Below are 23235 nucleotides of genomic sequence, written 5' to 3'. Positions count from 1 at the left end.
TTCTCACCTCACTTTACGGATTGCCATTTGATAGTTCCCAAGTAAGAATTTAATTTCATACTCGGCTGTTGCCGAACGGCAAGACCACGTCGCTGCATAAATCGAGTGATAGCTCTTAAAGTAGATGATGCGGTTTGACGGGGGAACGGCACATGTATGCCCATTCTGGAACGTTCGTTGCCATAACAGCCGGTCATCCGCAAGTACAAGGTATCCTGTCCCGTCTCCTCGAAATCGAAACTGCATCAATGCTTGATCTTGTTTCGAGTACTGCATGAGCCGAAGCGTCTGAATATCTTGTTCCATTAGACGAACCTCTTGTTCAAGCGGAATCCAGTCCGGTCGTTTTTCAAATAGTGCCGGCAACAACAAAACAAGTAAACAAGCAATGATTGTCAGTACCGCCGTCATCTCAAATAAGGTAAATCCTTGTTCACTTCGTAAGTTCGCCAGTCTTCGGATCATACGTATACGTCTCCTGATCACAGACGAGGGCATTCGGTTTATCGGCGGTTCCCCGATTGATCGTCTGGAGCGATTCTGGGTACTTTTTCTCTTTGGCGTAATACAAATTGACCTCCGAACGAATGACTCGAATGTTCGCCTCACAACTTACACCTTTCGCCTGATCCTTTCCACTTGTCATCGTTGGAATCAAAACGAGCAGTAACAACGAAATGATCAATAAGACGGCTGCCATCTCCAGTAAAGTGAATCCGTCCTGTCGTTTTAAGAATTGTTTCATCGTATCGTCTCCTCTGTTTAAAATGGAAGCTGCTGTATCGCTAGCTGAATCGGATAATATAAGATGAGAAACAACGTTCCTGTCATGATCGTCAATCCCCCGTACAAAATCGGCTCGATCCATAACAACTTTTTCTCTAACTCCTCTTCCATCGACTCATGCAAGAGCGTCGCTTGTTCAAGCAACAACGGACCAAGATCTCCACTTTCTCGCGCTAAATGGACTATTCCAATCGTCTCGGCTTCGATGATCTCATCTTCGCCAAGCGCTTCTGCAAGTGGTTCCCCCGCCTGTTGTTTAGCATGCAAACGAGCGTACAAATGACCTTTTTTATTCGCTTGTCCTTGCTCTAGATGACGAAAGGTCTCTTCGAGCGAAAAGCCAGCATCGATAAACGATCCTACTTCGATCGTGAATAAATAGCTGTAGTAGAGACGAATCAAACGCTGTAACGGTTTCAGTCGTAAAATACGGTTTAATGGAAAGAAGCGAAAGAAGAGGTAACCGGAGGTTAACAAAATAACGGGAATACTTGCGAGCATATATTTCGCAGAGGGGTGAAGAAGAAGATGAAGAAATGAGGGGAGAGTTTTCGGGTCCGACATCTCGAGGAGAGATGGAAATACGTAGAGGGCGTAAAAGAAGAACAGCAGGAATAGACTGGTCGCTAGAACAAGCGGATATCGGATCATCTTCCAAAACTTCGATCGCATTTCTGTTTCGAGGTCGAGCAGTTTCACGATTTGGCGAAGAACAAGCAATGGTCGCTCTGTCCTTTCTCCAACAAAAAGAAGTCGTTTTAAGGTATTCGTTAACGCAAGCGGTTCAAGGGATGCTGCAAAGGAGTCTCCTTTTTCAAGACGTTGCTCCATTTCTCCGACCACTTCCGAGAACGGATGACGCTCGAATCGTTTTAAAATGAGTAGCGTCTCTTTCGCGGAAATTCCTTTTGATAACAAGCGATGATATCGTTTTAAGAACCGACTTTGATCGCGGCTTGTAAGTTTCTGACGGTACAGCGGACATCCTCTCCTTTTCGCTCGAGATGAATGATGCGTTGACAGACAGCTAGCTCTGACTCTTCGATACCTAAACTGCGCAATCGTAATCGCGCTTCATCAATACTTCCAGCGTGTAGCGTAAACAACACGACGTGACCACTAAGGGCAGCATTCATCGTCAAACGTGCTGCCTCCCTTGTCCGCACCTCACCAAAAGCAATCCAATCTGGATCCGCTCGCAGTATTTCCTCAAAACATCGCGTAGCAGTGAAGCCTGCTTTTTCATTTAGTTCCAGTTGTAAGACGTTTGGTACCGTACATTCCACCGGATCTTCAATCGAGATGATTCGTTTTTCTTCCATTGCACTCATCAAGGAATATAACATCGTCGTCTTTCCTGCACCTGTCGATCCGGAAATGACGATACACCCATGTCGTTGTTCAGCTAACCATGCGAAGTCCAATTGATCATGTAACGTTTGTAAAGCCGTTTCTCGAGAGACTGTCGAACGATAAAAACGCCACGACATCGCATCCCCTTGTCGACTCGGTAACAACGAGACACGCATTCCCTTTTTCCCATGTGGATACAAGCCACTTTGCGGAATTCGTTCATTTTGTTCCTTTAAGTTCGCCTCATAGCGAATATGGCTGACAAGCGTCCGGTAACGTGTCAGTTCTACGTCATCTTGTTCACACAGCCCATCGCTCGTTCGACAAACGATTCGGACGCGAGTCTCGTTCGGAACGAAATGAACATCTGTTGCACCGAGTGCTTCGAATCGTTCCATGAGTTGTGTCGTCCATTCCTTCATTTCTACTCACCTCCCTACAGCAAACAATACACAAAAAAAAGAAGCCGACCAAACCGGCTTCTTTATGATACGTGTGCAATTGTCCGATGTTTACGCTTCGCTAATGTCTCAAGACCCGGTTTATCATACCCGATAACGAGTTGTTTTCCATCAGTAATGATTGGACGGCGTAACAACTTCGGGTTGTCACTCATGAGGCGTAATAACTCACTGAGTTTCATGTCTTCAATATCAATGCCGAGATCTTTGAAGGCTTGACTGCGTGTTGCGAGCAAACTTTCAATCCCGTCTGTCGATAATTTTAACAGTTCCATGAGTTCATCAACTGTTGGAGCATTTCTGAACAGATGACGTTCCTCTACATCAACATGTTCCTCTTTTAACCATGATTTCGTTTTACGACATGATGTACAACTTGGATATGTGAAAAAGACTAACTCATTCGCCATTTTTGCTCCTCCTCTCAAAGTGTGGGTTTCATTACAGTTACTATAGCACGACATTTTGACTTTGTACACCTTTTGTACAACTATTGTACAACTTTTTTTGAAACTTCATCTTTTGTTCACAGTTATTCCTTAACAATCACTAGAACAGGATAGACGAATGATTGTTTGCTTGGTAAAATAAGTACGTATATTGACTATCTGTCGGATTTAGGGGGTTATAGGAATGGGGAGAATGTACCGCGTACTCGGTTTCTGGACTGGTATCATCGCAGTCATGGCATTTATCGGCGCATTGGGTGGCGATGCAAGCTCAAGTGAGCATACGGATTCATTTTTAGTCATGGGCTTCGTCTTCTTGGCACAAACTGTCTTTTTTGCAGCGCTTGGTTACTTGCGTTTAACTGAAAAAACGTATGTCTATATCTTTGGAGCTTACTTAACTGTATTTTTCATCGTCTTTACGTACTGGTCGAACTTCCAGATGTAATGAAAAAAACTCGTCATCCTCTTGGATGGCGAGTTTTTTTGCTTATAGAAACGGATTGGTTTTCATCTCTTGTCGGATCGTCGTATTTGGACCGTGACCCGGATAGACTGTCGTGTCTGCTGGTAGTTCCGCAATGAGTCGATCGAGCGAACGCATCAATACGTCTTGATTCCCACCATAAAGATCCGTTCGCCCGACGCCTTGTTGGAATAGGAGATCCCCACCGAATGCGATTCGTTCTCCCTTGAAATAGAACGTCACACTTCCTGGTGAGTGCCCTGGCGTCTCAAGTACATGCATTGAAAAGTTACCGATTGCCAATTGTCCTGGTTGTAACAGATGATCGGCTGGCTTCATGCGCATCGGCGGCATGCCGAATTTTGCCGAACCATTCCATTCTGGATTACCAAGCCAGCCTGCCTCTTCCGCATGAACGTAGACAGGAGCTTTCGTGAAGCGTCGTAACATATCTACACCACCAATGTGGTCAAAGTGAGCATGGGTCAAAAGGATTCCTTTTAAGGTTGCTCCTCGACTTTCAATTTCATCGAAAAAACGCATATCTTCTGTTCCTGGATCAATGACGAGACACTCCTTGTCCTTAAATAACAAGTAGCCATTCTCAGATGCCATACCGGAAGTGATCATGACGATTTCCATTCTATAAAACCCCTTTTCAATAGACTCTTCCCCTACTATACACGAAATTGTCGAAAGTTCCTGCAACGCCCTCTCGACTTTATCCCGAGAGTCGGATAAACTAAAAAGTGAGATTTAAGTGAAATCTTCGTGAAATTCATAACGTGATTGTTTAAGGGGGAGTACGTCATGCATTTGGATCAACCAATCGGTTGGCTTTTCTTCTTCGTCGCACTCGTCGGTGTTTGGGCCGTCGTTCGTTCACTTAAGAAACGCCAAATGTTTCCACTCGTATTCGCAGCCCTAACTGTCGTCTTATTCGGCTGGTTTGGGATTGCGACATTGATTTACGGCGGTATTCCATCGTAATCAGAGTACGCTAAAAAGAGAGGTGCCTCGAGCATCTCTCTTTTTTGTTATTTTATAAAAAGAGTAGACCTACTAGAACGTAGACCTACTCTCAGTATTATCTTACTTATTTTGAAGTTTGAAGGAAACGTAGCAAGTCGCCATAGATGACTTTATCTGAGAGTCCTAATTCTTTCTCAGATTGTTTCGTAGATTGTTTACACATTTCCGCTTGTTCCCCGTCCTTCACTTCTTCTCCTGTCTTACGGTCATAACATGTTTCTTGCGTGTAGACCGTCTTATCTGTTACGACAGAACCGTCACGGAACAACGCATAGTCTTTATGTTGTTTTGAGAAGAGATCGGTACCGAACAAGATCTCATTCTTGAAATCATGACCTAACAGGTGAAGCAATGTTGGTTTAATATCGATTTGACTCGCAACATTTTCGTGTTTGACACCTTTCGTTTGACCCGGTAAATGAATGACGAACGGTACACGTTGCAGTTGCGCAACATCATACGGAGTCAACTCATCTTTGTTCATGAGTTCTGCCATTGCAGCATTATGGTTTGTTGAAATACCGTAATGGTCACCGTATACCATGAAGATCGTATCATCCCACGTACCATCTTTTTTTAGACCTTCGATGAACTTACCGAGTGCCATATCTTGATACGCTAGCGCCTGAACGTAGTGGTTCAGTGTCGTAGAACTCGTTTCAAGCGGTGGTACGAGTTCATCTTCTGGTTTTGGCATCTCAAATGGATAGTGGTTCGTTAACGTAATGAATTTCGAATAAAACGGACGTGGTAAATCTTTTAACATCGGAAGTGACTGTTCAAAGAACTTGTCATCGAGTAAGCCCCACTCCGTCAAATCTGCTGGATCCCCTAAATCATAATCCGTCTCCGAGAAGAAACGATCTACGCCGAAACTGTTGTAGACGATGTCCCGGTTCCAGAATGACTTGTTATTCGCATGGAAAACAGCTGAGTAATAGCCATCTTCTTTCAACATCTCAGGTGTTGCACGGAATTCGTTCTCTCCGTTCGTAAAGAATGCAGATCCACGACCAAGTGGATAGATCGAATTCTCAAGAATGAACTCAGCATCTGACGTTTTCCCTTGTCCTGTGTTGTGATAGAAGTTATCCCATGAATGGGATTCCTTGATCAATTTATTCAAGTTCGGTGTAATTTCTTGACCGTTTGGTGCTTTTAAACCAACGGCAAATGATTGAGCTGACTCAAACGAGATGACGATGACGTTCTTACCTTTATACTTGCCGAACATCGCCGGATTGGCTGCAGCATGCTTCGAATCGATGAAGTTTTGGACTTCTGATAACTCAGAGCTATCCGCAAGTGCTTTTTGCGCAGATGTCTTCGACTGGATGAGTGCGTCATACATATGGAAGTTAAATGTTCCGATGTTCTTAACGAGTAATTCCCGGTCAAAGGCACGTGTCAATAATTCTGGACGTTCTGTCTCAGCAAGCGTCAAGTTTCCAAGGAAGACGACGACTGCTGCGACGAATGCAAGAATTGCGCGCCCACGTGACGCGACGTTTTTGGACATATCCATTTTCCGTAAGAAAAATGGTAAGATGATCAAATCGCCGACGATCAGTAAATCAGCCCAACTTAAAAGCGATGCGAGTGAAGCGGAAACCGTCTCTGCATTCGAAGTTTGGAACAATACTGGCAACGTCAAGTAATCATTAAAGAAGCGGAAAAAAATGATGTCCGCATATAAAATGATGGTTGCGACGAACAGTGTACCGTAGATGAACCATTTTTGGACATTTCCTCGGAAGAAGAAGCTAAATCCAAACATGAAGAGCGCTGAACTAATTGGATTAATTAGTAGAATGAATGCTTGCGCGGAATTCGTTACGGGAACGTTGAAGAAAAGTGTATACGCTAAATACGTTTTTAACCAAATCAATAAGGTCGCAATCCAAAAAAGCTTATGCTCTTTATAAGTACTGCGAACGCCTTGACCCATCTTTAGGCGCATTCGCGACCAGATGTTTGCGTCTTGCTGCATAAAAACCTGCCTCCTAATTTACATGTGCTTTCTGCTTTCAGTTCACACAACTTACATCATAATGTACATATACCCATATCACGTGAAAATTTTACGCTTAGTTTTACAAAAATGCAACCGGAATCCGGAAGATACTTAACAATCACACAATTACTATACGTTTGTAAACAAAAAAAAGATTCGCCGGAGCGAACCTTTCATTGAAATTGAATATTATCATTTTTTCAAGAACATTTGCTTAGCAAGCCATGCACACCCGATGACTCCAGCATCGTTTCCGAGTTCAGCAATCTTGAACGTCGTTGATCCAAAGACACGGGGTAACGCAAACCGTTCAAATTGCTGACGTAGTGGTGCAAGCAGTGTTTCACCTGCTTTCGAGACACCACCACCGATGACGATGATTTCCGGATTGATACTATTTGCTAGATTTGAAATCGCAAGTCCGAGGTGGAACGTCACTTCCTCTACAACATCCGTTGCGATACGATCGCCTTTCTCATACGCTTCAAATACATCTTTCGCCGTCACTGCTTTAATGTCATTCAGTAGCGATTCTTGTCCTTTACGTTTCTCAAGACCAAGACGGGCGATACCCGTTGCTGAAGCAATCGTCTCAAGGCATCCTTTACGTCCACATCCACACATGACGCCACCTTCAGGCAACATCGTGATATGACCGATTTCTCCTGCCATTCCGACCGTACCGTGAACGATTTGTCCGTTCGTGATCAGACCACCACCGACACCCGTACCAAGTGTGACCGCGAGTAATTCTGTTGCGCCACTACCGGCACCTTTCCACATCTCACCGATCGCTGCTGCGTTCGCATCATTTTCAAGTACTGCCGGTAAACCTGTCAACCGTTCGAATTCACCAACGAGTTCAAAATTATGCCACCCGATGTTGACTGCCTTTTCAACGACACCCGTATTAAAGTCGATGAATCCTGGCGCACCAATACCTGCTCCGACAAAATCCTCTGGTCGTTTGTTGCTTTCTTGACACTTCTCAAAAAATGATTTTGCAATATCTCCTGGAATTTGTGCACCATCATTCAGGATCACCGTCTCAATTTCCCATTTTTCTACGATGATGCCTTGCAAATCCAAAATTGCCATCTTCACTGTCGTTCCACCGATATCAATGCCGAGTAACCATTTCATTGCTCTGTCTCCCCTATGCTCATATAATGTCTACTTGTTCATTTTAACGGACACACTCGTATTGCGCAAAGGGTTGCGCAACCTTAAACATTATCGGATTGTGAACGTTTTAATTCATGTCGTAAGATGAGTTTTGCTGAATCATACTGACGTTGCTCCAAAACGCCTGCTTCTTGCAATTCATCAAGTTCGAGCATCATCATCGCAATATCTGATGCTCGATCTCCTAGATAGATGAATGTTCCATACGTCTTAAGTAACTGTTGTACATCATACAGTGTCTTCATCGACCATCGGCTCCTTTACATACGCATGTAGCAAATCATAGGTCGCTTGTAATGACGTCTCATGTGTTCGTTCGTAAGAATGGCTCGATTCAATCCCCGGACCAAATAGTCCGTGTCGAACATCATGTCCCGCACGCACTGCTGCCGAAGCGTCCGAGCTATAGAACGGATAAATATCAACTTTATATGGGATACTATTGCGTTGTGCTAGACGTGTTAGCTGATGACGTAACGCTAAGTCATACGGACCGGAACCATCTTTTGCACAAATTGAGACCGTGAATTCGTCAGAGTGCTGACCATCTCCTAACGCACCCATGTCGACCGCGATATATTCTGCGACTTCTTCCGTGAATCCAGCATTTCCACCGAACCCAACCTCTTCGTAATTTGAAATCAGGATCTGGACCGTGTGTGGCAGGTCGATGGTTTTCCATTCTTTAATCAATTCAAGCAACAAAGCAACCGATGCTTTATCATCGAGATGGCGCGATTTCACAAACCCAGTTTCCGTATAGAGGAAACGCGGATCAAACGTCACGACGTCTCCTACTTCAATTCCCGCGACGCGCGTCTCTTCGGCTGTCGTCGAACGAATATCAAGTCGGACTTCAATATTATCAGCGGACCGTTCCGTTTTGTTCGTCTCGCGTGACGTATGGACACTCGAATGATGGAAAACAATCGTACCGGAAATTGTTTGACCGTCCATCTTATGCACGAGACAGTTCTCTCCTTCGATCGCTGTCCAAGCATAGCCCCCTAATTGTGATAAACTGAGTCGTCCCGTTGGTAAAATCTCTTTTACCATTGCCCCTAATGTATCGACGTGTGCCGTCAGTAACCGCGTGCGAGTTGAAGCACCAGGCAAAGTCGCTAAGATGGCTCCTTTCTCGAGTTTTCGATACGTGATGCCTTCTGCCATCAATCGCTTTTCTACGTATGTAATCGCTTCTTTCGTCGAACCTGTCGGACTTGGAATCGAGACCAGCTCTTCAATCGTACGTATGACTTCTTTCATGTTCATTCGCTCCCTTTCAATCGGACTACAACGTGCTATCCGCTTTGTTTTCATGATAACAAATATTCATTCTTTGTCGGTACTGATATCCTACATCCACTACGCGAAAAAGCTGTAGCACTTTTTTGCTACAGCTTTTTGTCCACACCATATAATGAACTTAGACGTATTTTTTCATCCAAATATCATCGCGGTATGTGCCATCTTCTAATTTTACGGAGTCTGGATCTTCGGCATATACTTCAAAGCCGAGCGATTCGTAAAGACTTTGCGCTGCTTCATTTCCTGATAATACGGCAAGAATGACTTGCTCAACGTCTGGTAACTTCTTCGCCTCGTCGATCAAGGCCTCCATTAGAGCACGACCGGTCCCTCCACGATATGCAGGCGAAACATATACTCCGGAAATCATCGCTTTGTGCGATTCACGTGACAGTTCATATGGCTTGACCTGACCAAACCCAAACAATACATCGCCGTCGAACATACCGAGCCAAATCTCATCGGAGTCGGGTTCTCCTTCTAGACCTTCTCGTACTTCGCGGAGCGGGGTTTGCTGTTCATCGTCAAACGAATGACCGAACGCATCTGGATGATTCTTTAATCCCTCAAGGCGTAGATTCCAGTATTGTTCTGCATCCTCTTTAGTTAATTTTCGAAAAGTATACATGACTGTCGATTCTCTCCTTTTTTGGGTTTCATGACGTACAAATAATAACGGAAAAACGCTTCTATCTCTTACTTAACCCTTTTCTAGTAAAATAAAACCTAGATTTTTTTCTCTTTTAATTTCACTTAAATACAGTAGTGATGTTTGCCTCTTTTTTTCTCATAACAAAAACTCAAAGGTGGACACTAAGATACAGGATCACCATTTGAGTTTTTAAGCTCTCTATTTATGAGGTTTTCGTCATGCTTTGCGCCGTTAATCTTGCAAGACAGGTTCGAGTGTCTGACGCAATACATCAGCAGAATGATGAAACTTCTTCATTTCTTCTTCTGTCAACGCGACTTCAATGATTTCCCGCACACCTTGACGATTGATGATCGCCGGTACTCCGATGTGAATGCCGGAAATCCCGTACTGCCCATCTACATACGCCCCGACCGTCAACAAACAGTTCTCGTTCCCAAGGATGGCACGCACGATTCGAACAAGTCCAAGTCCAATCGCATAATAAGTTGCTCCTTTACGTTCGATAATATGATAGGCAGCATCCCGAACGTTGATATAGATTTGATCAAGGTCTGCTTGAGAGTAACGATCGTCCTCAGCAAGTAGTTCATCAATTGTTTTTCCATAAATACGGCTATTACTCCAGGCAGCGAATTCCGTATCTCCATGTTCTCCAAGAATGTAGGCATGGGCATTGCGAGAATCGATGTGAAAGTATTCTCCAAGCATTTGACGCAGACGTGCTGTATCGAGCACCGTTCCTGATCCAAATACGCGTGATTTTGGAAGACCGGAATATTTCCAAGCCAGATGTGCCATGATATCAACCGGATTGGAAGCCACGACGATGAGACCATCAAAACCAGAATCCATAATCTGACGAATCATTTCTTTCATGATCAATGCATTCTTTGCGACGAGATCGAGTCTCGTCTCTCCTGGTTTTTGAGGAGCTCCCGCCGTGATGACGACGACCTCAGCCTCTCGGCAGTCCATATAATCTCCAGCCCAGATCCGCATCGGTGAAGAACTAAACGGGGTTCCGTGGTTCAAGTCCATCGCTTCACCTTCTGCTTTTGCTTTATTGACGTCAATGATGACAAGTTCCTCACAAAGTCCGGCTGTTGACATCTGATAAGCAAAGCTTGAACCGACCGCACCTGCTCCGATTAACGCCACCCGTGTTACTTTCGCATGTAATTCCATCTCGTTATGTCCACCCTTTCATTCGTTCTAAGAGTTTGTTAACTATCTCACAAATAAATTGTAACATCTTTCACATTCTTTGTAATATGTGAAATTAATCACATTTGTCCATTTTGTGTCATCGATATCCTAACATAAGGAATTACCCTGTCATACTTTGCACTTACCAGAATCGGACGATGATAAACCCGATTCCACTCGCTAGACCACTCGTCATGACGTTTACCGCATCATTTCCAAGAAACCAAATACCCGATACGTAAGCTGTCGGTTGTCCATGATGCTCTCGTTTTTCCGTACGTTCCTCGCAAACTGAACATTCATACACGCGTTGCCACATTGCTCCAAATAGTGTATCGAGAAGACTTCCAAGGACACCGATACCTGTCACAAGTAAGGCCTCTGTCAAAGAAAGAGAGAAGATCCACTGCGCTGCTAAAGCGATGAACGCAGCTCCAGCAATTGTTCCTAACGTTCCGATTAACGACATCGCTCCGCTCGTTCCTGCTGGTACCCGTCGTAATGTTTTCAAAGACCATGGATCACGTCTTGAGAGTGGACCGATTTCCGAAGCCCATGTATCGGCATTCGATGCCGCGATGACGAATAGGAATAACAAGAGATATGCAAAATTCATCGTCATGGCGTAGGCTATAGCAGCGACGAACGCTACTCCTCCATTCGCAAGTACTTGCCATCCGTCACGTGCACCCTCTTTTTCGACGATCGCGTCCACGGATTTTTTTCTAGAACGCCCAATTTTCGATAAAAGACTCGAGCTGCCAAAGAAGAGTAAGAGCACCACTAAACCTTTCAAGCCGAATCCAAATGAGACACCACTGCCGACGAGCATTGTCAAGACAGCCCCGCTTGTCGTCAACAAGCGAAAATATCGTCCAGTCCAGGCGAGAATGAGACAAAATAAAATCGTAACACTTAACATCGGATAACCTCTTGGTCCGTGACGATGAGATCAACTGGGATATCGAAGTCCTCCACTTCAAAATCTGGAAAGAGCTGTTCTGAAAAGGCGATGGATACTTTACAACCTGTGTATGTTACGAGTGCACGATCATAATAACCGCCTCCCCACCCTAAGCGATAGCCATCTCGTCGATAGGCGCGTCCCGGAACGAGACAAAATCCCGCTTGATCAAGTGTAGTGCGACGAGCTGAATCCATTGGTTCTGCGATTCCCATCTGATTATGCTGCAATTGATCTTCTGGTCTGTATTCATAAAAGACCATCTCTTCTCCGACTACTTTCGGTATCAAGACCGTCTTGTCCTCTTGCCACGCTTGTTTAATCAATATGCTTGTATCACATTCATTTCGAAATGCTAACGTGATTGCGACACAAGTCGCTTGTTGCCATTCAGGCAATAACAAAACATGTTCGTGTATTAACCGTTCCTTTTCAGCACGGTTCTCCATCACATCTAATCTTTCTTTGATCAGACGGCGTACTTCTTGTTTGTTCATAACTGTCTTCCTTTCCACAAAAAAAGCCATCACACGAAGTGACGGCTTCCATCTCAATTATTTCACTTCACGGTGAAGTGTGTGTTTACGGAGACGTGGGTTGTATTTCTTCAACTCAAGACGCTCTGGGTTGTTACGCTTGTTCTTTTTAGTGATATAAGTACGGTCACCAGTTTCAGTGCAAGCTAATGTGATTTTAACGCGCATGGAATTCCCTCCTATCTAGCTCTCGATGTATCAAGTGATTTTGCTTTACATAAGGTTAAGCATACTCAAGTATCGTACCAAGAAAGGAAAGGAATTGCAACTGTTCATCCGTTCTTTTTCGGATTCGTCACGTGTTGATATGGTTTTTCAAGGTTCTCTTCAAAACGAAGGGGTTTCTTTTCAACGTGATACTCCTGTTCCACCCCGTTGCGTGACTCTTCCCGTTCTAGATAAACGACAGCCGATTGACGCAATGCGTCTCCTTCAAGTCGTTTTAACGCAACGACCAGACCACCTGAACGATCCGGAGAACGCTCACTCTCGACATCATAAACATTACTGACTAGTGGCAACTCTTTCATCTTGGCGATTGCCTGGGCAGCTGATGCTGTTTCCATATTGAAGTTATGGACGACTTGGAAGTCAACGATCTTCGCCAAGGCTTGCGCCTGACGCAAGAAGGCTAGATTTAACGCAGCCAGTTGATTGTATGTTTGAACGATCGGTAGACCTGTCACTTGTACCCCGTATACATGCACACCCTCCTCGAATCGATACGCTTCAGGATGTTCCGTTACGACGTAGACGTTCTCTCCCGCTGCCGCTAGTCGTCTAGCTACATCACGAACTGGACGGTGAGATTGTTCGTAATCCCGAGTGAACATTAGAATACCATCCTTGTTCAAAGTAGCATCGCGTTTGACCGCAACATAATAGTCATGAGCCGTTAAGAAAACATCTGGTTCAATGTCTTCATCTTGCAAGAACGGATATTGTTGATAACGCCCTTCCAACCAGTCCATCGTTAATTCTTGTGCATCGAGACGACGTTCGGTTTCTTCAAAACGTAAGATATGCTCACGGAACCGGTTCGCAGCGTACTGTGCTGTCGTCTGTCCGTCTAAAATGAACGGCCAGTCACTTGAGACAGCAAGTAGATATTCTCGAATGAGCTGGCGTTTCGCCTTGACAGTCAATGCATCTTGATGACGATTTCGCGCAACGATTCCTGCTAGTCTCTTTTCGAGCTGGTGGAGATGGCGAATCATCCAGTCGTTGCGCTCGTTGATCCAGACTTCCGCATAGCCTTTTCGTCCCCACGTTCCCATCGCGACATGTGCCGTATCGATGTCTTGGAAGTGACGTTCGAGGAACATAGCTGGTGAAATCGACTCAATCGCCTGATCCTCTAGACGTTCCATCGCTTTACCAAGGAAATCAGGTCCTTCGAACCACCAGTGACCAAACAATTCAGCATCAAATGGTGCTGTGACGAGAAATGGCGGGAAGTCTTGTCCTTGATATGCATCTAAATGTTCACCAAGTGCTTGAGCAAAATCTGCTGCATGCTCACTTGTTCGTTGCCATGCCCAGTCACGTACGTAATAGTCTTTTTGATCCGTCTCACCTGTTACACGATGCAATTTCAAACCGGTATCATAACGTAAGCCTTCCGGATGCATGAACTCAGCAATTTGATCCCATTCCCGATCATACGCGAGATCCCGATAAAACTCACGATAATCAGGATGTCCCGGATATCCGATGACAGAACTCCAGATTTTTCCGGAAATGATTTGATCACGCGGGAAGAGTGCTACACCGTGTGGAGAATAGACGGGTGCTCCAATTCCGTGTTTTGGTGCTGGATCGGCGTTTAAAATCGAATGTTCATCGACGAACGTATAGCGAATGCCTTCCTCATATAAAATTCGATCAAGTCCTGGCGTATAGGCACATTCCGGCATCCAAAGACCTGATGGACGGAATCCGTAATGGCGTTCAAAACAGTTCAAGCCTGTCTGAATTTCAGAGCGCGCCGCTTGTTCAGACAACATGTGAGGACTGAACCCGTGTGTCGCCGTACAGGTGATCAAATCAAGATAGCCTTGCTCTTTGTAATGGCGGAATGCCCGGTTCAAATCTTTTTCCCAGTGAAGGAACGTATTCAATAAATCTTGATAGCGGTCTTGATAGAATAAAAGAGCATCTCGTTCCTTTTGGTCAAGCTCTCGCTCCAGTTCCTGACGAATCAAACGTAATGTGTCCTCGATATGCTCGATGTAGCGGTCTTGAATCAGTGGATCGGCAAGCATCTCGATGACCGGCGGTGAAATACTGACTGTCCAACCGAGCGGACGTGATAAGCGGTCGACTTCCCACAATAATGGAATGTAGGTTTCTGAAATCGCTTCATACATCCACCGTTCCTCGAGACGATGCGCCTCTTCATGACGGATATATGGTAAGTGTGCATGTAAGACGAGTGAAAAATATCCTTTTCGCATAGCTTCTCTTCCTTTCCTCTCTCTAATTCCATTATCGGACGCGATCGAAATAAGAATACGGGCGTAATACCTCGACCCATTCCGGCTGTTCGACCTCACCGTATTGCCAATGATGCACGACTTCGGCGAAGCGTCCGTCTGTGACTGGTTCGTCACGTGGTGTCTCGACTGGTTTCGAACGTAGTACTGGAACGAAATCTCCATCAATCGTTTGAATGCCCCATTCAATGATGTATGTAGTATTCGGGGCAACTGGTCGAACGAACCAAGCATTCGTCATCTCAGGCAGTTCGAACTGATACGTACGATTCGCTTGTCCTTGTTCGTAATCGACGAGTGTGACGTCAATGATGCGTAACTCTTTACGGAACGAATCAAATGTCGTGTGATAATGCGTTTCTAACAACTGTTTCGACAGTTCAGACAATTCCCAGTAGACATATAACGCAGTCGGTGACTGAACGATCGCATGGAGAATATCATCTTCATAATGCGTCGCCATTCCAAACGCATCACGTTCGAGTGATGGCATCACTTGCACAGACGGTACGACATCTAATACCGGTGCAGTCGACTTTTTGGTCTGTTTGACAGTTTTTGATTTTACTTTCGGTGCTTCTACAGTTGGTTGATCTGTCAATGATTTACGATATTTGGTCCAAGCATATTTAATTTTTCCTTCAGTCGTATCCAATTGAGCTGCGATTTGTTTTGTTGTCAGCCCTTGTTCTTTCATTTTAATGATTTGCTCAAGCATTCCCAATCACCTCTCTGTCATTATTCACTTCTTTCCTATTCTACAAACGTGTTTCGAATCCCTTTACAAAAAAAGTAGGCAGAGGAAATTCCTCCGGCCTACTTAGTTCACCCATTTAAATCATAATGTTTTCCTTTTTCGAGATAGATCAGATGTTCCCCGACGTTCGTCAAGTGGTCACCCATTCGCTCGATATATCGGCAAATGTTCGTGAATTGCATGACTTCATCGACAACGATCGGTTGCAAGGACATATGACGCATATACTGACGGAGCGCCTTGTATGTCGTCTCATCGATGACATTGTCGAGATCAGACAGTGCTTTTGCTTTTTCGACATCTCCATCACGATATGCAACGATTGCGGTTTCCGTCATATCGAGTAATGTCTCAAACGCTTCCTTCAACAAGGAGATATCGATGACGTATGGAAATGTTTCGACACGAAGGACTGCTTTTGAAATATTTCCTGCATAATCCGCAATCCGCTCGAGATCCGATGAAATCTTCATCGCCGTGATGATCCGTCGTAAATCCGTCGCAACTGGTTGTTGCTTCGCGATTAAGAGGATCGCATCATCGTTGATTTCGAGTTCAAGATCATCGAGTTCATTGTCGTTCGCAATGACACCACGTGCGATATCTTGATCATATTTTTCGAGCGCCTCTGCTGTCGTTGCGATTTGTTGCATCGTTTTTCGTGCTAGTAAAAAGACTTTTTGATCGAGTATTGCAAGGTTTTCTCCAAAAATTGTACGGTTCGCTGCCATTCGTCTCGTCTCCCCTTCTTATCCGAATCGTCCTGAAATGTAATCTTCCGTCCGTTTGTCGGTCGGATTTCCAAAGATCCGGTCTGTTTGATCGAACTCGACGACTTCACCATTCAAGAAGAATGCTGTTTTGTCAGATACACGTGCAGCTTGCTGCATGTTGTGCGTGACGATGATAATTGAGTAGTCCGATTTCAACTCTTGGACGAGTTCTTCTACTTTTAATGTAGAAATCGGGTCCAGTGCCGATGTCGGCTCATCCATCAAAATGACATCCGGCTCGATCGCGAGGCAACGCGCGATACAGAGACGTTGTTGTTGACCACCCGAAAGACCATAGGCATTTTCATTTAAGCGATCTTTGACTTCATCCCAAATCGCTGCTCGGCGTAAACTACGTTCCACGATCTCATCAAGGATTTTTTTGTTTTTAACGCCATGGACACGTGGACCATATGCGATGTTATCGTAAATTGATTTTGGGAATGGATTCGGTTGCTGAAAGACCATTCCGACAGACGTCCGTAATTCTTCAACACCATACTCTTTTTCAAAGATATTACGTCCGTGATACTCAATGACACCATTCGTCCGCACGATCGGAACGAGTTCGACCATCCGGTTCAATGTTTTGATGAATGTCGATTTACCGCATCCTGACGGTCCAATAATTGCCGTAACTTCATTTTTTTTGATATCAAGATTGACATCTTTAAGCGCGTGATCGTCACCGTACCATAAATTTAAGTTTTTAACGTTATAGACGCTCTCGCGTGCTACTACTGGTTGGTTCATACGCTCTGCCCCTTCTGTGACGACTGATTTCGTATTCAGCTTCGTATCCATCATCTGTCTTCCTCCTTAAAAGAAATCCCTTCTATCTCGTTCGATTAATAGCGTTTAGAAAATCGGTTCCGGATCCAGATCGCAAGCGAGTTCATCGTCAAGAGAATGACCATCAAGATGATGATTCCTGCTGCTGCAAGACCTTGGAAGTCCGCTTGTGGACGACTTGTCCAGTTATAGATTTGAATCGGTAATGCCGTGAACTCTGAAAAGATCCCTTCTGGCGCACGGGCGATGAAAATGGCAGCTCCGACCATGATCAACGGTGCTGTCTCACCGATCGCTCGGGATACAGCTAAGATGATTCCTGTAATGACTCCCGGAAGTGATGCCGGAAGAACGACTTTGAACGTCGTTTGCCATTTCGATGCACCGAGTGCGAGTGATGCATGGCGCATCGCTTGTGGCACGGCGCGAATTGCTTCTTGAGAAGAAACGATGACGACCGGAAGACTCATCAATGCGAGTGTCAAAGCTCCAGCAATCAACGTCGAACCGAAGCCCATATTACGGACGAAGAACGTTAATCCGAGTAATCCAAAGACGATCGACGGAACACCTGCGAGGTTCGAGATATTGACCTCGATGAACGATGTCATCCGACTCTTTTTTGCATATTCTTCTAAATAAATTGCTGCTCCAACACCAATGATGAAAATCATCGGGATGATCAGGAGCATCAAGAAGATCGATCCCATTAACGCTGGATAGATTCCGGCACGTTCCGCACGACGAGATGGTGCGTTTTGTAGAAATTCAAGTGATAACCACGAAGCACCGTCACGGATGACGCCGAATAGGAGAATACCTAAGACGACGAGACCGAAAAACAGACCGACGAGGAAAATGACTTTCGTTACATTGTTGACGACGAGGCGTTGGCTAATGGATTTCTTAACTGCGACCGGGTCGATGAATTTTTTTGTGACAGGTTGCTTTTCTGGTAAGGCCATCTTAATACTCCTCTCTGAAGCGGCGTGTGATCCAGTTCGCGAGTAAGTTCATCAATAACGTAAAGACGAACAAGAGCGTACCAACCGCATAGATACTGTAATATTCAACTGTTCCAAATCCAGCATCGCCTAAAGCGACCTGAACGATATACGCAGTCATCGTCTGGACCGGCTCGAGTGGATTAACAGCAGCTGTCGGATTCGAACCACCAGCGATCGTCACGATCATCGTCTCACCAATTGCTCGAGACATTCCGAGTACGATTGAAGCAATGATTCCGGACAAGGCAGCGGGAACAACGACTTTTAATGCGACTTCAAGACGTGTCGAACCAAGAGCAAGCGCACCGTCACGAATTTTTTTAGGAACAGAGCTCATCGCATCCTCAGAAATCGAGGCGATCATTGGAATGATCATGATACCGACGACGATCCCCGGACTGAGCGCATTGTAGATTTGAATGCCTGGAATTAATTTAACGAGTAGTGGTGTGACGAACGTCAACGCGAAGAATCCGAAAACGATCGTCGGAACACCAGCTAAGACTTCTAAAATCGGTTTTAAGATACGGCGTGCACGGTCTGACGCATACTCACTTAAATAAATCGCAGACGTGAGGCCGATCGGCACGGCAACTAGCATCGCAATCACGGTAATCTCAAGTGTACCGACGACAAGCGGCCAAATCCCATACTCTGGTTGAGAGTTCAGTGGATACCAGCTCGTACTGCCGAAAAATTCCTTGAACGGAACGACTTCAAAGAAATGCTCGGTTTCAATGACTAACGTGAGAATGATGCCGATGGTCGTAACGACCGAGACGAACGCACACAGAAATAAAACGATCGGCATGATGCGTTCCATGACGTTTTTCACACTGAATTTTTGCTGTCGGTTCTGTTGAATCAGCTCGCGAACCGATTTATTGGGTGTTGAATTCATCCTTCTTCGCTCCCTACTCCTTCTTGACATGAGAACGGGACCCAACCGGTACAGACTTCCCCGGTTGGGCCATCCTCATGACTCGATGATTATTTCATTGCATCTTCGATTGCTTTTGTGTTTTCATCGTAACGATCTTGTGGCATTTTGATATAACCGACCTCTTCAGCTAAATCTCCAGCGTTTTCGTTCGTGAATTTCACGAAGTCTGCCACCTGTTTTTTATCGTTCAATGATTTGTTGTTGACGTACGTGTAGATTTCACGTGACAGCGGGTAAGATAAATCCTTGATTGTTTCTGGTGTTGGATCGACAGCATCTTTTCCTTCAGCTGAAAGTGGTACTTCTTTTAACTTATCTTTATTTTCAGCGTAGTAGGCATAACCGAAGTAACCGATCGCACCTTTCGTTCCTTCAACCCCTTTGACGAGTACGTTATCGTCCTCAGACAGTTGAACGTCTTTACGCATGTCTTTCTTCTCAAGTACTTTTTCAGAGAAGAAGTCGAATGTTCCTGAATCTTTCCCTGGGCTGAAGAACTTCAGTGGTTCAGCCGGATAAGAAGAATCAACATCTTTCCAAGTCTTAACGTTTGGATCGAGCCAAATCTTTTCGAGTTGATCAAGCGAGAGTTCTTTTACCCATGTATTATCTTTGCTGACTGCAACAGTTAGACCATCATATGCAAGTGAAAGTTTTGTATATTCGATGTTGTTCTTTTTCGCTTCAGCTTCTTCTTCTTCTTTAATTTCACGCGATGCGTTCGAAAGATCCGTTTCACCGACGACGAAGCGTTTGAATCCGCCACCCGTACCAGAGACACCGACTGTGACATTTACGTCAGGTTGTTCCGTTGAATATTCTTCACCGACAGCTTCCATGATCGGGAAGACTGTAGAAGAACCGTCGATTGCGATTTTCCCTTTTAAATCAGATGAACTAGCAGAACCGCCTTTATCGTTACCACATGCTGCCCCCACTACTGCGATTGATGCTACCGTTGTAATGAGTGCTGTTTTTTTCATCCAAGACATGATTAATTTTCCTCCTCGAAAGTATGTCGCTGACGATGCTACGACTTTTTATCCGTTTTCCTTACAAGACTTATACTACGGATGAACTATTAAAACGAAATGAATCCAACGTAAAAGAATTGTAAAGGCGTGTTTTTTAGTGTTTACAATTCGAAATCCATTACAAAAAAAGGTCAATACAAACAAAAAAAACGAGAGTGATTGCTCACCCTCGCTTAGTTTCTAGTTAATTTGGCTTAGTCTGCCACGGTACGTCCTTTACGTTGAAGTACGCTTTGACAAGATCATGACCGATTTTCGAGTTGACAGTCTCTTGTTCCATATAAGGAAGGAACACGGCCCACGCCATCTCTGGATTGTCATACGGTGCCCAACCGACAAGATTCGAGTTCAATGAACGAACCGGTTGCCCGCTTCCGTCACGTAAGGCGATTCCGTCATCCCCATAGACGCTGACCTGTGCAGTACCTGTTTTTGCTGCAGCATCGATTCCAGTTTGTGCGATGACTTTGGCTGTACCACGCTCACCTTTTACAACACGGTGCAACCCTTCCCGGACATGATCAATATTATCTTGACTGACTTCAATCCGGTTCAGATAATTCGTTTTAAAGCTGTAATCGACTTTTTTCGTACCCTTTTCAATCGAGTTCGACGCCAATACTTCTTTTAAGAAGTGAGGCTGAACTCGATAACCACCGTTCGCAAGTGTTGAAATGTACTGCGCGACTTGAAGCGGCGTAAAGGCATCGTACTGACCAATGACTCGGTCCATCAACAACGTGACACGGTCTGGCGTCCCTTGAACACCTTTTGCTTCGTAAGGCAAATCAACACCTGTCGTCACCCCAAGACCGAACTGACTATAGTAATTCTGCATGATGGCAGCTGCTCCATCCACGCTCGCACCAGCAATCCCATTGCTCGGATATTTCGCCATCCGCATCGCAATGTTAAACATATAGACGTTCGACGAGCGCTCAAGCGCCGTTAAATCCGTAATCGGTCCCATGTTAACATATGATCCTTTTTTTGTACCTCCGATTGTGATCGGCGCATCGTTGATGACTTCGTTTTGACGAATGACACCTTCCTGTAGTCCCATCGCAACTGTCGCACCCTTGATCGTTGAACCGATTTGAAGAGACGTCAAGACATTATTAATCGCTACATCCGTGAACTTCCCAGTCGAAGGATCAAGCTTTTGACCTGACATCGCTAAAATCTCACCAGTTTGTGGATTCATGACGACGGCATATCCTTCTTTTAAATAACGACTACCCATGCCACGACCCATTTTGATCGCTTGTTGCATGATTTGATCTACTTTTTTATTGTATTCCGCATCAACGGTTAGAACGAGGTCCTTCCCGGACTCGCCTTCTTCACGTTTTGGATCACCGACCGGTTCTCCATTAAACGTTTCGTACACATCGTATGCCGGTTTCCCGCGCAGAAGATCTTCGTACTGTTGCTCAAGGAACGAAGTCCCGACACGATCATTCAAACTATATCCTTTTGCTTTGAACTCCGCTTGTTGTTCTGCCGGAATCTTCGAGTACTTTCCGAAGATGTTTCGAAGTGTTCCTTCATACGGATAAGAGCGTTCGTAAAACGGTTCAACCGATACACCTTTCAAATCTTCTAAATTTTCATCGATGATTGCCATCTCTTTTGCAGACGCACCGAGCTTGACGAGTTGTGGATCAAGCGCATAACCGACTTCCATGTTATGTTTGATCGCAATGACTTCCATCGTCTTATCATCGTAATCAATATCTTTTTTCGTGATCGCATCCAGGCGGATTTGATCTTGTTCCGCAATCGAAAGCTTACTTTGTGCTTCCGTTGAAGGATACTTCTTTTTCACTGCTGCTTGGTAACGACGATCCGACTCTTCCGTGTTCGTCGCGACCCAAAAATCCTTGATGTCACGTTCCGTGACTTTCCAGTCTTTTTTAGGCAGATTAATGATTGCTGCGAGACGCTGCGCGATTTCAATACGTTCATCTACTTTCGTCGATTGTGCGCGACGATATACAATGGAGTATTTAGAAATTGTATCGACAAGTAGACGACCATCCCGGTCATAAATCTTACCACGTGGTACTTCATACTTTGATGCAGTCATCTCCGTTTTTTGGACTTCCCGCGAAATTTTTTCACCATTGACGATTTGAACGACTCCTAGACGGAAAATCAAAATCGCAAACAATAAAAAAACGACGAAGAACATTAAATTCAGACGAAGCGGCAGATGATTACGCCGTCTTCCTCGTACGGTGATTCGTTTAGCCATGGCGTACTCCCCTATCGTTCAAAAGTCATCTTGTTTCATTATATAGAAGGAAACTTTCCATAACAACCTATCCCATGATTTTCCGCATTAAAAAAAGCGTATCGTTCACAATTGAACGATACGCTTCTTTCCATTACTTCGCGTCAGCGTAAAGCTTCGCTACGTGGTCCCAATCAACGACGTTGAAGAATGCATTGATGTAATCCGGACGACGGTTTTGATAGTTGAGATAGTATGCATGTTCCCAAACATCAAGACCAAGGATTGGCGTTTTGCCTTCCATGACTGGTGTATCTTGGTTTGGAGTCGAAACGACTGCCAATTTCCCACCGTCAACGATCAACCAAGCCCAACCAGAACCGAAACGAGTTGTTGCTGCTTTTGCGAACGCATCTTTGAATGCATCAAATGATCCGAATGCTTCGTCGATTGCTGTTGCAAGTTCCCCTGTTGGAGCAGCGCCATCGTTCTTCTTCAACAATTTCCAGAAGAATGAGTGGTTCCAGTGACCGCCACCGTTGTTACGGACTGCAGTTTGAATGTTTGCTGGGAGAGCATCCAAGTTTTGAAGAAGTTCTTCAAGTGACTTTCCTTCATGTTCTGTACCCTCAAGCGCCGTATTCACGTTCGTGACATACGTGTTGTGGTGTTTCGTGTGGTGAATCTCCATCGTACGAGCATCGATATGTGGCTCAAGCGCATCATAAGCGTAGCCGAGTTCTGGTAATTCAAATTTTGACATGTTCATGTCCCCCTTTGTGC

26 protein-coding genes are annotated in these 23235 nt (G+C 44.8%); 2 read left to right on the top strand and 24 right to left on the bottom strand.

Annotated features, from left to right (window positions below; genetic code table 11):
• Positions 1 to 3: 3 nt before the first annotated feature.
• From VJ374_RS04685 to VJ374_RS04665, 5 genes are all read right to left on the bottom strand, one after another.
• Positions 4 to 465: a prepilin-type N-terminal cleavage/methylation domain-containing protein gene (locus tag VJ374_RS04685; RefSeq protein ID WP_035409128.1), complete on the bottom strand. Its 462-nt coding sequence runs from the start codon at positions 463 to 465 to the stop codon at positions 4 to 6.
• Complete coding sequence (locus VJ374_RS04680; RefSeq protein ID WP_023467559.1) at positions 434 to 745, bottom strand: competence type IV pilus major pilin ComGC; 312 nt, start codon at positions 743 to 745, stop codon at positions 434 to 436. The genes VJ374_RS04685 and VJ374_RS04680 overlap by 32 nt, the downstream gene beginning before the upstream one ends.
• 17 nt (positions 746 to 762) lie before the next feature.
• A complete protein-coding gene (locus tag VJ374_RS04675) occupies positions 763 to 1704 on the bottom strand; it encodes a type II secretion system F family protein (RefSeq protein WP_056060200.1) in 942 nt (313 codons plus the stop codon).
• A 14-nt stretch (positions 1705 to 1718) separates the two neighbouring features.
• Positions 1719 to 2561 carry an ATPase, T2SS/T4P/T4SS family gene (locus VJ374_RS04670; RefSeq protein WP_056060197.1) on the bottom strand — a complete coding sequence of 281 codons (843 nt, stop codon included), beginning with the start codon at positions 2559 to 2561 and terminating at the stop codon, positions 1719 to 1721.
• A 62-nt stretch (positions 2562 to 2623) separates the two neighbouring features.
• Positions 2624 to 3010: a Spx/MgsR family RNA polymerase-binding regulatory protein gene (locus VJ374_RS04665; protein ID WP_035409130.1), complete on the bottom strand. Its 387-nt coding sequence runs from the start codon at positions 3008 to 3010 to the stop codon at positions 2624 to 2626.
• Between the two features lie 223 nt (positions 3011 to 3233).
• Between VJ374_RS04665 and VJ374_RS04660 the strand changes: the two genes are divergently transcribed.
• The gene (locus VJ374_RS04660; protein ID WP_023467555.1) at positions 3234 to 3497 is read left to right on the top strand and encodes a DUF2626 family protein; all 264 of its coding nucleotides are present in this window, start codon (positions 3234 to 3236) and stop codon (positions 3495 to 3497) included.
• 42 nt (positions 3498 to 3539) lie between these two features.
• On the opposite strand, the gene VJ374_RS04655 is transcribed toward VJ374_RS04660, so the two are convergent.
• Positions 3540 to 4157: an MBL fold metallo-hydrolase gene (locus VJ374_RS04655; RefSeq protein WP_329470328.1), complete on the bottom strand. Its 618-nt coding sequence runs from the start codon at positions 4155 to 4157 to the stop codon at positions 3540 to 3542.
• 168 nt (positions 4158 to 4325) lie between these two features.
• On the opposite strand from VJ374_RS04655, the gene VJ374_RS04650 reads away from it, so the two are divergent.
• Positions 4326 to 4505, top strand: coding sequence for a DUF2759 domain-containing protein (locus VJ374_RS04650; protein ID WP_035409134.1), 180 nt, complete (start codon positions 4326 to 4328; stop codon positions 4503 to 4505).
• A gap of 106 nt (positions 4506 to 4611) precedes the next feature.
• Here the strand turns inward: VJ374_RS04650 and VJ374_RS04645 are convergent, their stop codons facing one another.
• The 18 genes from VJ374_RS04645 to VJ374_RS04560 all read right to left on the bottom strand — a co-directional run bounded on the left by VJ374_RS04645 (position 4612) and on the right by VJ374_RS04560 (position 23215).
• Positions 4612 to 6537 (bottom strand): LTA synthase family protein, encoded by a 1926-nt coding sequence (locus tag VJ374_RS04645; RefSeq protein ID WP_035409136.1) that lies wholly within the window; start codon positions 6535 to 6537, stop codon positions 4612 to 4614.
• A 216-nt stretch (positions 6538 to 6753) separates the two neighbouring features.
• Entirely contained in the window at positions 6754 to 7704 is a 951-nt protein-coding gene (locus tag VJ374_RS04640; protein WP_035409137.1) for an ROK family glucokinase, read from the bottom strand.
• 83 nt (positions 7705 to 7787) lie between these two features.
• Positions 7788 to 7991: a YqgQ family protein gene (locus VJ374_RS04635; RefSeq protein ID WP_035409139.1), complete on the bottom strand. Its 204-nt coding sequence runs from the start codon at positions 7989 to 7991 to the stop codon at positions 7788 to 7790.
• Complete coding sequence (locus tag VJ374_RS04630; protein WP_308101176.1) at positions 7975 to 9012, bottom strand: M42 family metallopeptidase; 1038 nt, start codon at positions 9010 to 9012, stop codon at positions 7975 to 7977. Before VJ374_RS04630 ends, VJ374_RS04635 begins: the two co-directional genes overlap by 17 nt.
• Before the next feature lie 160 nt (positions 9013 to 9172).
• Positions 9173 to 9682, bottom strand: coding sequence for a GNAT family N-acetyltransferase (locus tag VJ374_RS04625; protein WP_035409143.1), 510 nt, complete (start codon positions 9680 to 9682; stop codon positions 9173 to 9175).
• Positions 9683 to 9937: 255 nt separating this feature from the next.
• Positions 9938 to 10894, bottom strand: a complete 957-nt coding sequence (locus VJ374_RS04620; RefSeq protein ID WP_035409145.1) for an L-lactate dehydrogenase — start codon at positions 10892 to 10894, stop codon at positions 9938 to 9940.
• 163 nt (positions 10895 to 11057) lie between these two features.
• Positions 11058 to 11837: a DUF92 domain-containing protein gene (locus VJ374_RS04615; RefSeq protein WP_329470325.1), complete on the bottom strand. Its 780-nt coding sequence runs from the start codon at positions 11835 to 11837 to the stop codon at positions 11058 to 11060.
• Positions 11831 to 12376 carry a 5-formyltetrahydrofolate cyclo-ligase gene (locus VJ374_RS04610; protein ID WP_035409149.1) on the bottom strand — a complete coding sequence of 182 codons (546 nt, stop codon included), beginning with the start codon at positions 12374 to 12376 and terminating at the stop codon, positions 11831 to 11833. Before VJ374_RS04610 ends, VJ374_RS04615 begins: the two co-directional genes overlap by 7 nt.
• Before the next feature lie 57 nt (positions 12377 to 12433).
• On the bottom strand, positions 12434 to 12583 hold the full coding sequence (gene rpmG, locus VJ374_RS04605; RefSeq protein WP_012369771.1) for a 50S ribosomal protein L33: 150 nt from the start codon (positions 12581 to 12583) through the stop codon (positions 12434 to 12436).
• 104 nt (positions 12584 to 12687) lie between these two features.
• Positions 12688 to 14871, bottom strand: a complete 2184-nt coding sequence (locus tag VJ374_RS04600; protein ID WP_329470321.1) for a 1,4-alpha-glucan branching protein domain-containing protein — start codon at positions 14869 to 14871, stop codon at positions 12688 to 12690.
• A 31-nt stretch (positions 14872 to 14902) separates the two neighbouring features.
• A complete protein-coding gene (locus VJ374_RS04595) occupies positions 14903 to 15628 on the bottom strand; it encodes a DUF4912 domain-containing protein (RefSeq protein ID WP_290748879.1) in 726 nt (241 codons plus the stop codon).
• Between the two features lie 107 nt (positions 15629 to 15735).
• Positions 15736 to 16398, bottom strand: a complete 663-nt coding sequence (phoU, locus tag VJ374_RS04590; protein ID WP_035409154.1) for a phosphate signaling complex protein PhoU — start codon at positions 16396 to 16398, stop codon at positions 15736 to 15738.
• Between the two features lie 18 nt (positions 16399 to 16416).
• Entirely contained in the window at positions 16417 to 17193 is a 777-nt protein-coding gene (gene pstB, locus VJ374_RS04585; protein ID WP_052019099.1) for a phosphate ABC transporter ATP-binding protein PstB, read from the bottom strand.
• A gap of 95 nt (positions 17194 to 17288) precedes the next feature.
• Positions 17289 to 18197 carry a phosphate ABC transporter permease PstA gene (gene pstA, locus VJ374_RS04580; protein ID WP_035409158.1) on the bottom strand — a complete coding sequence of 303 codons (909 nt, stop codon included), beginning with the start codon at positions 18195 to 18197 and terminating at the stop codon, positions 17289 to 17291.
• A gap of 1 nt (position 18198) precedes the next feature.
• A complete protein-coding gene (gene pstC, locus VJ374_RS04575) occupies positions 18199 to 19140 on the bottom strand; it encodes a phosphate ABC transporter permease subunit PstC (RefSeq protein ID WP_035409160.1) in 942 nt (313 codons plus the stop codon).
• A gap of 89 nt (positions 19141 to 19229) precedes the next feature.
• Entirely contained in the window at positions 19230 to 20174 is a 945-nt protein-coding gene (locus VJ374_RS04570) for a PstS family phosphate ABC transporter substrate-binding protein (RefSeq protein WP_329470319.1), read from the bottom strand.
• Between the two features lie 226 nt (positions 20175 to 20400).
• The gene (locus tag VJ374_RS04565; protein ID WP_308101173.1) at positions 20401 to 22473 is read right to left on the bottom strand and encodes a peptidoglycan D,D-transpeptidase FtsI family protein; all 2073 of its coding nucleotides are present in this window, start codon (positions 22471 to 22473) and stop codon (positions 20401 to 20403) included.
• A 133-nt stretch (positions 22474 to 22606) separates the two neighbouring features.
• Complete coding sequence (locus VJ374_RS04560) at positions 22607 to 23215, bottom strand: superoxide dismutase (RefSeq protein ID WP_035409166.1); 609 nt, start codon at positions 23213 to 23215, stop codon at positions 22607 to 22609.
• Positions 23216 to 23235 lie beyond the last annotated feature (20 nt).

The sequence above is a fragment of the Exiguobacterium sp. 9-2 genome (assembly GCF_036287235.1).
In the GTDB taxonomy this organism is placed as follows: Bacteria; Bacillota; Bacilli; order Exiguobacteriales; family Exiguobacteriaceae; genus Exiguobacterium_A.
Note: the sequence above shows the minus strand (reverse complement) of the source record. Positions and strands in the feature narration are given on the sequence as shown.

Bases quoted from the DNA above. Each gene is read 5' to 3' on its own strand.
- VJ374_RS04685 (WP_035409128.1), bottom strand. From the start codon at position 465: ATGATCCGAAGACTGGCGAACTTACGAAGTGAACAAGGATTTACCTTA.
- VJ374_RS04680 (WP_023467559.1), bottom strand. From the start codon at position 745: ATGAAACAATTCTTAAAACGACAGGACGGATTCACTTTACTGGAGATG.
- VJ374_RS04670 (WP_056060197.1), bottom strand. From the start codon at position 2,561: ATGAAGGAATGGACGACACAACTCATGGAACGATTCGAAGCACTCGGT.
- VJ374_RS04665 (WP_035409130.1), bottom strand. From the start codon at position 3,010: ATGGCGAATGAGTTAGTCTTTTTCACATATCCAAGTTGTACATCATGT.
- VJ374_RS04660 (WP_023467555.1), top strand. From the start codon at position 3,234: ATGGGGAGAATGTACCGCGTACTCGGTTTCTGGACTGGTATCATCGCA.
- VJ374_RS04655 (WP_329470328.1), bottom strand. From the start codon at position 4,157: ATGGAAATCGTCATGATCACTTCCGGTATGGCATCTGAGAATGGCTAC.
- VJ374_RS04650 (WP_035409134.1), top strand. From the start codon at position 4,326: ATGCATTTGGATCAACCAATCGGTTGGCTTTTCTTCTTCGTCGCACTC.
- VJ374_RS04645 (WP_035409136.1), bottom strand. From the start codon at position 6,537: ATGCAGCAAGACGCAAACATCTGGTCGCGAATGCGCCTAAAGATGGGT.
- VJ374_RS04640 (WP_035409137.1), bottom strand. From the start codon at position 7,704: ATGAAATGGTTACTCGGCATTGATATCGGTGGAACGACAGTGAAGATG.
- VJ374_RS04635 (WP_035409139.1), bottom strand. From the start codon at position 7,991: ATGAAGACACTGTATGATGTACAACAGTTACTTAAGACGTATGGAACA.
- VJ374_RS04630 (WP_308101176.1), bottom strand. From the start codon at position 9,012: ATGAAAGAAGTCATACGTACGATTGAAGAGCTGGTCTCGATTCCAAGT.
- VJ374_RS04625 (WP_035409143.1), bottom strand. From the start codon at position 9,682: ATGTATACTTTTCGAAAATTAACTAAAGAGGATGCAGAACAATACTGG.
- VJ374_RS04620 (WP_035409145.1), bottom strand. From the start codon at position 10,894: ATGGAATTACATGCGAAAGTAACACGGGTGGCGTTAATCGGAGCAGGT.
- VJ374_RS04615 (WP_329470325.1), bottom strand. From the start codon at position 11,837: ATGTTAAGTGTTACGATTTTATTTTGTCTCATTCTCGCCTGGACTGGA.
- VJ374_RS04610 (WP_035409149.1), bottom strand. From the start codon at position 12,376: ATGAACAAACAAGAAGTACGCCGTCTGATCAAAGAAAGATTAGATGTG.
- rpmG (WP_012369771.1), bottom strand. From the start codon at position 12,583: ATGCGCGTTAAAATCACATTAGCTTGCACTGAAACTGGTGACCGTACT.
- VJ374_RS04600 (WP_329470321.1), bottom strand. From the start codon at position 14,871: ATGCGAAAAGGATATTTTTCACTCGTCTTACATGCACACTTACCATAT.
- VJ374_RS04595 (WP_290748879.1), bottom strand. From the start codon at position 15,628: ATGCTTGAGCAAATCATTAAAATGAAAGAACAAGGGCTGACAACAAAA.
- phoU (WP_035409154.1), bottom strand. From the start codon at position 16,398: ATGGCAGCGAACCGTACAATTTTTGGAGAAAACCTTGCAATACTCGAT.
- pstB (WP_052019099.1), bottom strand. From the start codon at position 17,193: ATGAACCAACCAGTAGTAGCACGCGAGAGCGTCTATAACGTTAAAAAC.
- pstA (WP_035409158.1), bottom strand. From the start codon at position 18,197: ATGGCCTTACCAGAAAAGCAACCTGTCACAAAAAAATTCATCGACCCG.
- pstC (WP_035409160.1), bottom strand. From the start codon at position 19,140: ATGAATTCAACACCCAATAAATCGGTTCGCGAGCTGATTCAACAGAAC.
- VJ374_RS04570 (WP_329470319.1), bottom strand. From the start codon at position 20,174: ATGTCTTGGATGAAAAAAACAGCACTCATTACAACGGTAGCATCAATC.
- VJ374_RS04565 (WP_308101173.1), bottom strand. From the start codon at position 22,473: ATGGCTAAACGAATCACCGTACGAGGAAGACGGCGTAATCATCTGCCG.
- VJ374_RS04560 (WP_035409166.1), bottom strand. From the start codon at position 23,215: ATGTCAAAATTTGAATTACCAGAACTCGGCTACGCTTATGATGCGCTT.